Source organism: Lentilactobacillus otakiensis DSM 19908 = JCM 15040, from assembly GCF_001434145.1.
In the GTDB taxonomy this organism is placed as follows: domain Bacteria; phylum Bacillota; class Bacilli; order Lactobacillales; family Lactobacillaceae; genus Lentilactobacillus; species Lentilactobacillus otakiensis.
The window spans coordinates 173,619-186,283 of record NZ_AZED01000011.1; the positions used below are offsets into that span (position 1 = coordinate 173,619).

Genomic DNA, 12,665 nt, shown 5'->3' on the forward strand with positions numbered 1-12,665 from the left:
TTGATAATACACAAACGGAGGTAGTTCTTAATGGCTCAGAAAAAAATGATTCTTGACCTGGACACCGGTATCGATGACGCAATGGCAATCGCTTATGCCGTCGCTGATCCCGATGTTGATTTAATTGGTATTATCGGTTCATACGGTAATGTGTACGTTGAAGATGGTGTTCAAAACTCACTGAAGATTCTTGAACTTTTGGGTGCAACCGACGTTCCTGTATATCAAGGATTGTCACATTCATCCGAATCCGATCACTTTGACAGAATGCCGGTCAGTGCCCAAATTCATGGTGAAAATGGAATTGGTGATGTTCAGCTGCCAGATCCAAAACGTCAACCTGAAACTGGCGATGCCATCGACTTCTTCATTGACGCTGTTAAGAAGTACGGTAAGGATTTGATCTTGGTTCCAACTGGTCCACTGACTAATTTGGATGCCGCCATCAAGAAAGCCCCAGAAATCACTAAAGAAATCGGCAACATCACCATCATGGGTGGTGCGGTAACCGTTCCAGGTAACGTTACCAACGTTGCCGAAGCCAATATCCAACAGGATGCCACCGCTGCCGACCACGTCTTCAGAAAAGCGCCACTCACTCAAGTGGGCTTGGACGTGACCCTCAGAACATTGTTAACTTACAAAGAAACCCAGCAATGGCGCGATTTGCACACCAAATCAGGTGAAGCATTCGCCGACATCGTTGACTATTACATCAAAGCATACGAAGTTACCAGCCCAGATCTTCACGGCTGTGCCCTTCATGATCCATTCGCTGTTGGCGTTGCGATCAACCCAAGCTTCGTTCAAACAATCGGCTTGAATATGTATGTCACAACCGACGAAAAGTATTACGGCCGGACGACTGGTGATCCTGCTCGTTTGGACGATCCAAACACCAACGTTAAAGTTGCTGTGAATGCTGATGTTGACGCTTATCTCAAAGCCTTCATGGAACATCTCACAGGATTGTTCAGCAAGCATTAATTCAAATTATAATCTAAACCACATTTAGACTTCCAATTCAGCTTCCAGCGATTTGGAAGTCTTTTTATTTTGGTGTCATGCCTTCCACCATGCTTGCCGCGGTGCCTCAGTCTGCCGGCCCTGCCTGCTGTAGTGGCCTTATACTCCAAATGTTTCTTATGATAAAGGTTACTTTGAGATGTGATTTTGCTGGCTTGGTTCCGCCTGCCATAGTGGCTTTGATTTCAAGCCTGTAGTCTTGAAATACAAAGGTGTTGTAATTGCCGATTACATCGGCTTCAACAACACTTTCACTATGGCTGGCAATACCAAGTCAGCAAAATCAGGCAACAATTACCAAAGGATATGATCGTCGGCCAGCTCTTTGTTCTTCTGGTTGCCTCACTATAAAGCCTGGACAGCAAAGACAAACACGAAAATAATTTGTATTTATTGGATAAATTGGTGTTACATATCACTGAATTTTCCTATGTATGTCAAAGTAGCTGTTTCTCAGTTTTCCGGCTCTGCCAGCAGTAGTGTCAATGCTGTTGAAACGACTGCAAGTCGTGATTACAGCATCTTGGTATTTCGAGACTACAGGCTCGAAATCCAAGCCACTACAGCAGGCAGAGCCGGCAAACTGAGAAACTGAGACATCTAAAAGCCCAAATAAAAAACCAACGACGCAAAAATCATCGTTGGAATTTCAAAAACATATTTGTTTTTACCAGTAACCAAGAAGTTTGGTCAACTTAGCCCGATCAATATCACGTTGGCTGAGGGTCGCAGTGAGTGCACCACCCTGCGTGCCATCGCTGTCCTTGTAATCGGTCCAGTTATATTTCTCGTTTTCTTGGCTTTGCCCATCTTCAACACTGGACTGAGCGGCCATAATATCACCAAAGTACGGTGTGTGATCCAATCCAAGGGAATGCCCAAGCTCATGGGTAATCACACCAACCCAATAATTTTCAAGCAGTTGTGACGGCGTTCCAGTCACTGTGGTGGTCAGATAGTGGTTAGTGGCATCATAATGAACGCGATTAGCGACGTGAGCTGCCATGCCATCGCCAGCGCCATCCGAGTCATCAGTTGAAAGTTTAACAGAGATCGTTTGTGATGATGACAGTGGCATTGGCCCATATGGATAGGTGCTGTCATGGAATGAGACGTAATCGACTTCAACCCCGCTGCCGTCAAAAACACCGTCCCAGCCATCTGCTTGACCGTTACCAAATCCAAGGGTCAAACTGTGATCCTGGGCAGTCCCCAACGTAAAGACGGTACTGCCAAGAGCACTATTCCACTTGTCCATGGCCTTTTGTACATAAGGAATTAATTGAGCCGATCGAACATAAATAGATGCCTGATCGTTGTTGAAGACGCCGTCATTGGCATAATCGCCAACGTTGAAGTTTTTGTCAAAGACAGACTGATAAGTCGCATAGTCACCGGCCGTTAAGCTCAACAACTGCCCGGTTGGATCCAAATCCGGTGACGCATCGATCAGCGATTGCAGATCAGTTTTGGAAATCAGTTTGCTAGCTGTCGGCTTGGTCTGGGTCGTACTTGGATCAGTCGGTATGCCGACAATTGTGATGGTCTTCGGTTGATATAATTTTAAATATTTTGAATAGACGTAACCTTTAATCTTGCCAGATTTGTTGGCAACGTATGTGTAGTAGGCCTTCTTATTCTGAGTAGTTTTAATGGTAACCCGTTTTTTGGAATAAAAAGTCGTGTTTTTATAATTCTTTAAGTTATGAATCTTCTTGGTCAACTTTGCAGAGTTATACATGTAGCCCTTAGTTGCCCGATAAGGTTTAGAAGCAACTTTTTGAACTTTGACGATTTTAACCGTCCGTTTGGCTTCAGCATTTTGAGCGGGATTAATGCTTCCCATGATACCGATTGAGAACACGGCGGCTAGAATCATTGTTAGAATGCCACGTTTTTGTTTCATAATCATTCCCCCGATTATTATTGATATACCATCATAATAGTACACGCACTCACTATATAAAAGTACTTCAGGAAAAATTACCCATTTTTCTCAATTTTGGGGAGACCGGCCGTAACTTTCCGGCTCAAACGCAGATAAGCAATCGCATGCCAAATGATTCCTGCCAGCAAGAATACGCCGCCAGCCCAAACCGAAAAGAACGAGGTGATAATCGAAACAATGTAGATTGCCACGCTGATGATCGGATCACTTTTGATAAAATAAGCTTCTTCATCAGCCTTCGCATGTTTTAGTTTAAGCTCTGGGTGCTTATAAACGTATCGATACAAGATTTCAAATGTGTAGCTGATGAACAACGCGATCACCGCATAAGCCACCACGGCCGTTCGAATATCGGTAGCGTTGGATTTTGCTAAAGTCTCAGAAATCAGTGCCGTTGGATAATTAATCAATGTAATCGAAAATAGTACCAACAGATTAATCGCATTGAGCATCGGGGTAATCTTAGAAATTGTACTGAAGAAGTCGTGGTGAAATAACCACAAGGTCCCAATGTACAAAAATGACACCACATATGCCAATAAAATCGGCCACTGATTCAACATTGCGTCAAACAGGTGCCCTTCTTGATATTTTGGCAGCTTAAAATCTAAGACCAGAATCGTGATCAGAATGGCAAACATCCCATCACTCATTGCTTGAATTCGATCTGATTTGAACAAGTTAACACCCCACTAATCCAGAATTAGCCAAAGTATTTGTTAACAAACTGAGCCACACCATCTTCATCGTTATTACCAGTGATGACATCGCCTGCTTGTTTGACTGGATCTTGGCCGTTTTCCATGACAACGCCAATTTCAGCATTCTTGATCATGCCCAAGTCATTTTCGGCATCACCAAAAGCCATCAAATTGCTGAAGTCCATCTCAAAATGATCCAGCAAAGCTTTCAAACCAACAACTTTGTCCATTCCAGCAGCTAAAAATTCCATAATCTGTGGTTGTGAACGAACAATGTGGTAGTGGCTGCGCAAAGTGTCATCAATGGCGCTTTGATATTTGTCTAGTAGTTCCGGCTTGTCACTGACGATGGCCTTAGAATATTCATCAGCATCACTCAAATCAGAAAAGGCTCGCGGCACAAAATCAATATTGCCTTTAAATTGCTGCTGATACATCGAATGCTTCAAATCGGTCATAGGATAAACCTGCTGGAAATCCAGGACATCCAACGGGGCATTTTCAGATTTAACAAAATCATGCAGCGGCACCAAATCAGCTTTTTGAATGCCGCTCTTAGCCAATTCAGCTTTATCATTGTTATGAACCACTAGTGCACCGTTAAAAGTTATTGTATAATCTGTGTCTTCAGTTAATCCTAACTGTTCGATAAACCGCCAAATCGCGTTGATTGGCCGGCCAGTACACAGAACAACCTTCACGCCATCCTTATGAATTGCTTTTAATGCCTGTTCATTGCCTTTAGAAATTGTTTTGTCACTGGTGAGTAAAGTACCATCTAAATCAAGTGCGACCATTTTAATCAAGTTGTCCGTCTCCTTTGTTTGTCTGATTAAAGTTTAAGCAACAATCTCGTGAAACACAACACCAGTAATTTTCTGAGTTCGTTACATTATGTGAGAATAATAAACGTGAGCTTATTGATTTCTAATGTTGTTAGGACAAATCAAAATCTGTCCAAATTTATCGATAATTTATTCCGCGTGCGAGAGTATGGATTTGGGCCGATTTCACAAACTAAAAAAGGACCTTGAGCGATTATCCACCCAGGTTCCTTAATTGATCCGTATAACTATTTGGTTATCTTTATGAACTAACTAATTTGTGATTCTAGTTCACGAAGTTCTGCTTCACGGACGCTTCGTGGAAGAAATCTTCTGATTTCTTCTTCGTTAAATCCAACCTCAAGACGATGATCATCGAAAATAATTGGACGTTTAATCAAATCAGGATACTTAACTACCAGATCAACCAACTGTGAAACAGTTAAGTTGTCTAAGTCTAAATTTAACTTCTTGTAGATGTTAGACCTAGTAGAAATAATGTCTTCACTGCCGTTTTCGGTTAAACGTAAAATTTGTTTTACCTCATCAGCGTTTAGAGGGTTGGAATTGATGTTTCGTTCCTTAAAATCAATGTGATGGCTCTTCAACCATGCACGTGCCTTCCGACTTGAAGCGCTGCTCTGTGCTACATATAAATTCAGCATTACAATTCCCCCCTGCTTATAACAAAAGTACAAACGAGAAACAACATCCTTCAATTACTATATTATCATACTAGCAACATTTGTCAATACGGTTACTTACTTATAGTAACTTACTTGTGAAATTAATTATACACCACTTATCCACTCAATCAACTATAATATTGGTATTAAAACATTTTAAAGGAGAAAAATTTTGTTAGTCTTTTATTCCCTGACACTTTTAATTGTGGCAACCATCATTGCCAACATCATTTATACGAATTTTCCAGCAATCCCACTGACCTTTTATCAGATTGGTTGTGGCTTACTACTATCTCTCTTGCCGTTCTTCCAAAATTATTCATTAGAACCTGAAATTTTCATGCTGATGGTGATTGCGCCGTTAATGTTTAATGACGGTCAAAATACCAGTGGTGATCATTTTCGCCACTCTATCCGACAGATTCTCAATTTAGCTGTCTTTCTGGCAGTCGCCACGGCGGTGATCATCGGCGTTGTCGCTCACCTGCTGTTGCCATTGATCCCACTGGCACTGTGTTTTGCAGTCGCTGCAATTGTGACACCAACTGATTCGGTGGCATTTCAATCAATCACCAAAGATATCAAGCTGCCGACCCAAATTTCCGGCGCGCTGGAAAACGAATCGTTGTTTAATGACGCTTCCGGCATTGTGATCTTTAATTTGGCATTAGCTTCCTTTATCACTGGTGACTTTTCATTCACAGAAGGGTTGACTCGCTTTCTAATCAGTTTCTTTGGTGGATTGTTGGTTGGTGCAATTGCCGGCTCAATCTTCGTTAAAATTCAAACTGCCCTCGTCAACAAATCAATGGACACTGCCAGCGTCATCGTTCCATTTAGTATCATGACGCCAATTGCCATCTATTTACTTTCGGAAGAGTTGGGATGCTCCGGAATTTTGGCGGTGGTCGCAGCCGGAATCATCTATGGGATCAATCAAAGCCGGCTGAAGCTCACTTCGACTAATGTCCGGTTAGTCACCAACGCCACTTGGGGAATCATCTCCAGCCTCTTAAATGGCGTCGTATTCGTCCTCTTGGGTGTCACCCTGCCAAAGGTCATCAAGCGGATGATTCCATATTCAAATACGTTAACTCTTCAACTCGTTTTTGACGCTTTAGCCATCTATTTGGTCATGCTGGCAATTCGTTTTATTTGGATGCGACTGAATCTTTTCCACGTTCAAACAAAAGATGCGACGAATAAAGAAGCACTCATCAGTGCTATCGGAGGGGTTCATGGGACCATTACTTTGGCAATGGCACTCTCAATTCCCCTCACCTCAATGGGACAGGCATTTCCATTCCGAGATCAGCTCATTTTCATCTCAACAATCGTCATCCTGTTGAGTCTGATTGTGCCAACGATTCTGCTGCCAATTCTCTGCCCCAAGAAAGAAGTTCAAGACAATGGCGAGTTCGATAAGTACCGAGCCGAAATGGTCAATTATGCAATTGCGCAAGTCAAACTGGATCCAACGGTTTCAATACTCGACCGAAATTATGTCATCGATATGTTGAATAGCCAAAAGAACAATACTGAAGTTGACCGTAAGCAGGTCCAAGAAATTATGACAGGCACCCAACAGGCAAGCGTCCAAGCGGTTGTTGAATTGGCAAATGAAGGTAAAATCGAACAAAAGATTGCTGATGCCTTTTCACGACGGATGATCACCAATTCGAACAGTAACATTGGCATAACTAAGCGACTGAAATATATCTTCAAATATCAGTCACGACGTTTCAGAAATCGAAAAAAAGTGGCCAAAGTTAAACAACGCATCAAAAATACCGTCCCACAGCAGAAACGCCAACAAGTCTTCAAGGAGCGTCGCCAGACAAATCACCTAATCAAGACAGCGATGTTTAAAGGTGCCAACGATTATTTGGATCAAATTGAGAATGACCAAAACAGTAATGCGGTCAACTTTGTCCGCAGTTCGTATAGTTTCAGACAGGGACGTTCAACTACCAACGCCGAAACCGACACCGCTAGAAATACATTATTGATTAAATCTTTTCAATTTGAATACTCTTATGTGGCTGATACATTTAAGGCCGGCAAGATTTCCAGAAGTCTGTCAGATCAGCTCAGCCAAAGCATTTCGACTGACCAAATGGCTTATATGGAACAAGATGCCAACAACGATCTGTTATTAGCTTAACTACTTTGGTCAACAGTAATTTACAATCATGGAATAATTGACTATACTTGACGATATACTTGATTTTGTGTGGGTGAAAATATGAAAATTACGCTACTAGCGACCAGCGACACGCACGGGTTTATCGAACCTACTAACTACGTTGATTCAGGTCTTGAGAAGCCCTTCGGTATCGAGAAGGCGTGCACGACGATCAAAAATTATCGAAAAGCTCATCCTAATGAAAAAATCATCCTATTAGACAACGGCGATTTTCTTGAGGGATCCCCAATGGCCTATTATGTGGCCAAACGAGCTGATAAACAGGATCAACAGGCATTTTTTACTGCTTATAATGAAGTCGGTTATCAATTGGGGACAATCGGCAACCACGAATTTGATTACGGACTGGATTATCTGAACTACATGATGAAAAATTCAGACCGGCATTTTGTGTGCGCTAATATCGTTGATAACAATAACGAACCGCTCTTGGCTGATCCGTATACCATTTTAGATGTGGCTGGCGTCAAAGTCGGCTTCTTAGGCTTGACCACCACTTCCACCAAAAAATGGAAAAATGTGAATGATCTCAACGATTTCAACTTAACTTCAGAGTTGGATGCGTGCAAACGCTACGTGCCTGAAATGCGAAAGAAAGCTGACGTTGTGGTTGTCGTATATCACGGCGGTTTTGAACGCGATCATACTGGTAATTGGAATGATATCAACCCCGGCGAGAACCGCGGCTATGACATTTTGAAGAACATTCCCGGCATTGATGCGTTTATTTCGGGACATCAACACCGCAAAATTGCCAGTCGATTATTTAATGTGCCGATCGTGCAACCGGGTTCCCGCGGCCAATATGTCGCCAAGATTTCGATTGAAACGAAGAATAAACAGGTTGCCAGAACTGACGCCGAGCTGCTGAATGTGAAAGACGCGGAACCTGATCAAACCATCAAAGAAACCGTCACTAATTTATCCAAACATTTGGAAACCTGGCTGGACAAGCCCCTGTCTCGAATCAAGGGCAGCTTAACCTTCGATGATCCGTTCAAGGCCAGAATCCACGAATCCGCATTTATCGAACTTATTCAAAAAATTCAAATGGATAAAATGGGCACCGATCTTTCAGCGACTGCCCTGTACAACAACGAAGCGCACGGCTTTGAAGATCCGATTACCATGCGCAACATCATTACCAACTATGTCTATCCGAACACTTTAGTCGCGTCTAAGATTACCGGCGCAGATTTGCGCGGTGCCTTGGAAGTCACCGCCCAGTATTTCACTGTCCGGCATGGCGACGTGGTGGTAAACGAAAAGTTTGTTTTTCCTAAGGAACGCTTTTATAACTACGATATGTATGAAGGCATCGACTACACACTGGATATTTCCAAACCAGCCGGCCATCGCGTCACCCGCTTAAAATATCACGGCAAGGATGTCCAGGACGACCAAATCCTGACGATTGCCTTAAACCGTTATCGTGCCAGTGGTGGCGGTCACTACCCCATGTATACCAGTGATAAAATTGTCAAATCAAGCGATATGACCATCAGCCATGTCATTATGGAATACTTACAAGAACACCCTGTGATTGAAGCAACTGTTAATAATAATTTTGAAATTATTTCTGATACAAACGACTAAACAATCAACCAGAAAGGTTTTGGTATTATCAACCGATCATTCAAAGTTCAGATTACCTTCTATATTGCATTCTGCTGTGTCCTATTTGTCCTCATGCCACTTGTTTATTTGGGACTAGGGCTTTATTTCCAACTTTCATTTGTCGTTCTTGCTATTATTGGGCTTTACTTGTGGGGCAATGAGATAATGCCAGCTTACACAAAGGTACCTGCTTATAGGATTCCCCGAATATTTCGGGATGTCAGCATCACGTGTGTCCTGCTTTTTGCGGTTTTTGCATTAGCAACACACTTTCTTAGCTAACTACAAACATCATTTCTACTAAAAAAAGTCAATCCATTTCTGGATTGGCTTTTTGCTTATGCTTTCTTCAATTTACGATGAACCTTTTTCTTCTCGGCACCAACATATGCCACTGCCTTAAAATCTCGAATTGACGTCACCTTAATCTTACCTGGATAAGTCAATTCATTTTCAATCTCATCCTTGACTTCGTTAGCAAGCTTCTGGTTTTGGTCATCATCGAGTTTCTTAGGATCAACCACAATTCGGATCTCTCGGCCGGCTTGAATGGCGTAACTTTCCTTAACGCCCTGCTTTGAACTGGCAATCCGTTCGAGGCTCTTAAGTCGGTTAACATATTCTTCAACAGATTCACTTCGGGCACCTGGTCGGCCACCGGAAATCGAATCTCCTGCAGCAACCAAATGAGCAATTGGCGTTGTGACGTCAACGTCTCCATGGTGAGAGGCAATCGAATTAATCACTTGTGGATCTTCACCATAAGTCTCGGCAATCTTGACACCCAATTCAACGTGGGTGCCGTCAACTTCACGGTCAATCGCTTTTCCGATATCATGCAATAAGCCGGCTCGTTTGGCAATTTTGACGTTTAAGCCAAGTTCAGCGGCCAGCATCCCCGAGATGTCAGCAACTTCAATCGAGTGATTCAAAACATTTTGGCCATAACTAGTCCGGTACTTCAGTCGACCGACAATCTTCAGCAGGTCCGGGTGCATCCAGCCGATATGAAGGGAGCCGACAACTTTTTCACCGGTTCGACGTAACTCGTTCATTAAATCAAGCTGGGCAGTTTCAACCTGCTTCTCAATTGACTGTGGATTAATTTGTTTGGTTACAACTAAGTTGGTAATCACGGTCTTGGCAACTTCCCGCCTTAATGGATCTTGCGTTACCACGTGAAGTAAGTGTGGATCGTCGGGGTCAAAGACTAAATCAGTTCCAGTTAAGGTTTCAATATAACGAATATTGGAGGCTTCACGGCCAATCAACTTTTGCTTGGTATTGTTATCATTGATTTGAACAGAGTGCTCAATGTGCTCACGCGGCATATCGACAGGCCCACGTTGAATCGCATCGTCGGCCAAAATCTTGGCAACTTTCGGGGCACTGACTTGCGCCTCATCGTCTTGATACTTGAGTTCAATATCTTTTTCACGCTTCAAATCCACTTTGAGTTCGTCAAGGATTTGTTGCTTAGCCTCATCCAAAGTGATCGAACCACGTTCCTGCAAGGTCTTGAGCCGTTCTTGTGATAAATCACTGGCGGTCCGATGAAGCTTTTCGATCTCGTCTTTTTTCTCGTTGATCCCATGACTTTCACCAGAAAGCTTTTGGTGCAGCTGATCAAGACGCTCTTGGGTTTGTTTCAAACCCGTTTCGCGTTGATCAATTCGGCTCTGTCGAGTCACGTTGTCAGCTTGATAGCTGGCGAGTTCCTCTTCAATTGAATCCTTATAATCTAAAGTTTGGTGTTTGCCGTCAGATAGAATCTTCGCAGACTTTTCTTTGGCATCTTCTTCGGCTTTCGTTACCAGATTGTCAGCGGTGGTCTTCGCCTTTTGAATTTCCTGTTGAAAGTGACGTTTCTGCAGCTGAATACCACAAACAACCCCAACGATGGCAGCGATAATTCCGAGAATTATAATTGTTAACACACGCGGACCTCCTTTCGTAAAACAGTCCTAATAGTAGTGTAACATAATCCGTTTACGGACGTGGCAAAAGATATGCCAGGTGTGGACTAGTTCAGATATTTATTCAAGAATTTTTTAACGGTCGCCGTATAAAGTTTGGGATGGGTGCTAAAGGAGCGTGAATGAGCAGCTCCTGGGACAATCAATAGTTGCTTTGGTCCTTTATCCGCCCGGTAAAGTGGATAGACCATTTTGGTTGGTACGAACTGATCCTTGGCACCATGAATAAACAGCATCGGCCGCTTGTTTTTGGCAACTTGCTTCAGTGCACTGGCCTTTTTGAACGAATAGCCATTCTTAACGTGGTTAATCCCACTCACAATATCGACTAATGGGAATTTTGGCAAATGATACATTTCCTTTGCCTGATAGGCAATTTCTGAGTAGACATCGGTATACCCACAGTCTTCGATGAAGGCTTTGACCTGGGTTGGTAATCCTTTAACGCCACTGACCATCATGGTCGTAGCGCCTCCCATACTGGTTCCAAAAATGGCAATTTGGGAATTCTGACCGGTGTGGTGAATGACCTTTTTGGCCCACTTAACATAGTCGAGACGATCGGGCCAACCGTAACCAATGTAATTCCCTTGGCTGTCTCCATGGCCTCGGGCATCCGGAAGTAAGACATTGTAGCCGAGATTATGGAACAGATAAGCATAGTCAAACATCCGATTCTTGTCGGACATGAATCCATGAGCAATGATAATTGTCTTTCTTGTGGATTTGTCGGCAGATATGTAATTGGCGTCTAACTTCAAGTGCCGAGTCGCCGACATTTCAAACCAGTGCTGCTTATGCGCATCCTGATACCACTTGTAAGCGGGATAGCGAGAGTTTCCCGGCTTAATTGGCTCAGACTTGGCCAAAAACGACTTGGGTGCGGGCACCACCGCCACATTGTAGAAATACATGCCGGCACCAAATAGGCCACCACAAACCAGGACCACAGCTGACGCCAGACCAATTAACACTTTTGTTTTTCGTTTCATTTATTAATCCCACCAATTCAAATTTTCTCGTGATAAATATACCACATTAAGCATTTTGCCGCCGAAATTTGGTGATTCCCAAAAAAGTCGTATAATATAAGTAATGAACAGGACGGTGATCACATGTTTCCAGAAAGATTACGAGCATTAAGAAAAGGCCAACAATTAACTTTGGAAGAATTAGCCCACGCGATCAACAAAGACTCCCCGACCGATAAGGAGCACGAAAGCACCGGCTCCCAGATTGGTAACTGGGAACGTGGCATCAGAACACCTAACTATGTCGAAATTCAGCGACTCGCCAAATTCTTCGATGTGACCATGGATTATTTGACGGGCTTAACCGAAAACAATACCTATGATTTGGCAAGACTATTTATCTCAGACAAAACATTACAATTCAACGGCCAGGATCTCAGTTCAAAGGACCGTTATGAAATCTACCAATTAATCTCAGGCTACGTCCACGGCAGAAGTAACGTCCCGCATGATCAAGGCCCACGAACGGAGCAGGGAGAATTGGATCTGTAAGAGTGTGACAAAGCCCGGGTTGCCCCCGGAGTGTAAGTCAGAAAAATCAATGATGAACGGTTTTGGTTCATCGTTGATTTTTTTGGCTTACACAGTAGGGGGCAGGGCTGTCGGAACACGTTTCCGCTAGGTAACAGTAATGCACCCACAAACCACCC

Annotated in this window: 11 protein-coding genes; 5 read left to right on the forward strand and 6 right to left on the reverse strand. The window is 43.2% G+C overall.

Annotated elements, in window-relative coordinates; genetic code table 11:
* Positions 1-30 precede the first annotated feature (30 nt).
* Complete coding sequence (locus FD05_RS04600; RefSeq protein WP_039932623.1) at positions 31-987, forward strand: nucleoside hydrolase; 957 nt, start codon at positions 31-33, stop codon at positions 985-987.
* A 469-nt stretch (positions 988-1,456) separates the two neighbouring features.
* Positions 1,457-1,621: a hypothetical protein gene (locus tag FD05_RS11655; RefSeq protein WP_020280785.1), complete on the forward strand. Its 165-nt coding sequence runs from the start codon at positions 1,457-1,459 to the stop codon at positions 1,619-1,621.
* 72 nt (positions 1,622-1,693) lie between these two features.
* Here FD05_RS11655 and FD05_RS04605 read toward each other — a convergent pair whose 3' ends face one another.
* The 4 genes from FD05_RS04605 to spx form a co-directional block, all read right to left on the reverse strand.
* Positions 1,694-2,932 carry a M57 family metalloprotease gene (locus FD05_RS04605; RefSeq protein WP_039932621.1) on the reverse strand — a complete coding sequence of 413 codons (1,239 nt, stop codon included), beginning with the start codon at positions 2,930-2,932 and terminating at the stop codon, positions 1,694-1,696.
* A 77-nt stretch (positions 2,933-3,009) separates the two neighbouring features.
* Entirely contained in the window at positions 3,010-3,654 is a 645-nt protein-coding gene (locus tag FD05_RS04610; RefSeq protein WP_020280783.1) for a TMEM175 family protein, read from the reverse strand.
* Between the two features lie 23 nt (positions 3,655-3,677).
* Positions 3,678-4,472, reverse strand: coding sequence for a Cof-type HAD-IIB family hydrolase (locus FD05_RS04615; RefSeq protein ID WP_020280782.1), 795 nt, complete (start codon positions 4,470-4,472; stop codon positions 3,678-3,680).
* Positions 4,473-4,768: 296 nt separating this feature from the next.
* Entirely contained in the window at positions 4,769-5,164 is a 396-nt protein-coding gene (gene spx, locus FD05_RS04620) for a transcriptional regulator Spx (RefSeq protein ID WP_013727307.1), read from the reverse strand.
* A 193-nt stretch (positions 5,165-5,357) separates the two neighbouring features.
* Between spx and FD05_RS04625 the strand changes: the two genes are divergently transcribed.
* Complete coding sequence (locus tag FD05_RS04625; protein WP_020280780.1) at positions 5,358-7,349, forward strand: cation:proton antiporter; 1,992 nt, start codon at positions 5,358-5,360, stop codon at positions 7,347-7,349.
* Between the two features lie 81 nt (positions 7,350-7,430).
* Positions 7,431-8,987: a bifunctional metallophosphatase/5'-nucleotidase gene (locus FD05_RS04630; RefSeq protein ID WP_039932615.1), complete on the forward strand. Its 1,557-nt coding sequence runs from the start codon at positions 7,431-7,433 to the stop codon at positions 8,985-8,987.
* A 359-nt stretch (positions 8,988-9,346) separates the two neighbouring features.
* Here FD05_RS04630 and rny read toward each other — a convergent pair whose 3' ends face one another.
* Both rny and FD05_RS04640 read right to left on the reverse strand, forming a co-directional pair.
* Positions 9,347-10,945, reverse strand: coding sequence for a ribonuclease Y (gene rny / locus FD05_RS04635; RefSeq protein WP_020280778.1), 1,599 nt, complete (start codon positions 10,943-10,945; stop codon positions 9,347-9,349).
* A gap of 86 nt (positions 10,946-11,031) precedes the next feature.
* Positions 11,032-11,976 carry an alpha/beta hydrolase gene (locus tag FD05_RS04640; RefSeq protein WP_020280777.1) on the reverse strand — a complete coding sequence of 315 codons (945 nt, stop codon included), beginning with the start codon at positions 11,974-11,976 and terminating at the stop codon, positions 11,032-11,034.
* Between the two features lie 123 nt (positions 11,977-12,099).
* Here FD05_RS04640 and FD05_RS04645 point away from each other — a divergent pair, with 123 nt between their 5' ends.
* The gene (locus tag FD05_RS04645; protein ID WP_020280776.1) at positions 12,100-12,507 is read left to right on the forward strand and encodes a helix-turn-helix domain-containing protein; all 408 of its coding nucleotides are present in this window, start codon (positions 12,100-12,102) and stop codon (positions 12,505-12,507) included.
* The last annotated feature ends 158 nt before the right edge of the window (positions 12,508-12,665 follow it).

Excerpts from the sequence above, each read along its gene's own strand:
- FD05_RS04645 (WP_020280776.1), top strand. The coding sequence starts at position 12,100 with ATGTTTCCAGAAAGATTACGAGCATTAAGAAAAGGCCAACAATTAACT.
- spx (WP_013727307.1), bottom strand. The coding sequence starts at position 5,164 with ATGCTGAATTTATATGTAGCACAGAGCAGCGCTTCAAGTCGGAAGGCA.
- FD05_RS04605 (WP_039932621.1), bottom strand. The coding sequence starts at position 2,932 with ATGAAACAAAAACGTGGCATTCTAACAATGATTCTAGCCGCCGTGTTC.
- FD05_RS04600 (WP_039932623.1), top strand. The coding sequence starts at position 31 with ATGGCTCAGAAAAAAATGATTCTTGACCTGGACACCGGTATCGATGAC.
- FD05_RS04615 (WP_020280782.1), bottom strand. The coding sequence starts at position 4,472 with ATGGTCGCACTTGATTTAGATGGTACTTTACTCACCAGTGACAAAACA.
- FD05_RS11655 (WP_020280785.1), top strand. The coding sequence starts at position 1,457 with ATGTATGTCAAAGTAGCTGTTTCTCAGTTTTCCGGCTCTGCCAGCAGT.
- FD05_RS04640 (WP_020280777.1), bottom strand. The coding sequence starts at position 11,976 with ATGAAACGAAAAACAAAAGTGTTAATTGGTCTGGCGTCAGCTGTGGTC.
- FD05_RS04630 (WP_039932615.1), top strand. The coding sequence starts at position 7,431 with ATGAAAATTACGCTACTAGCGACCAGCGACACGCACGGGTTTATCGAA.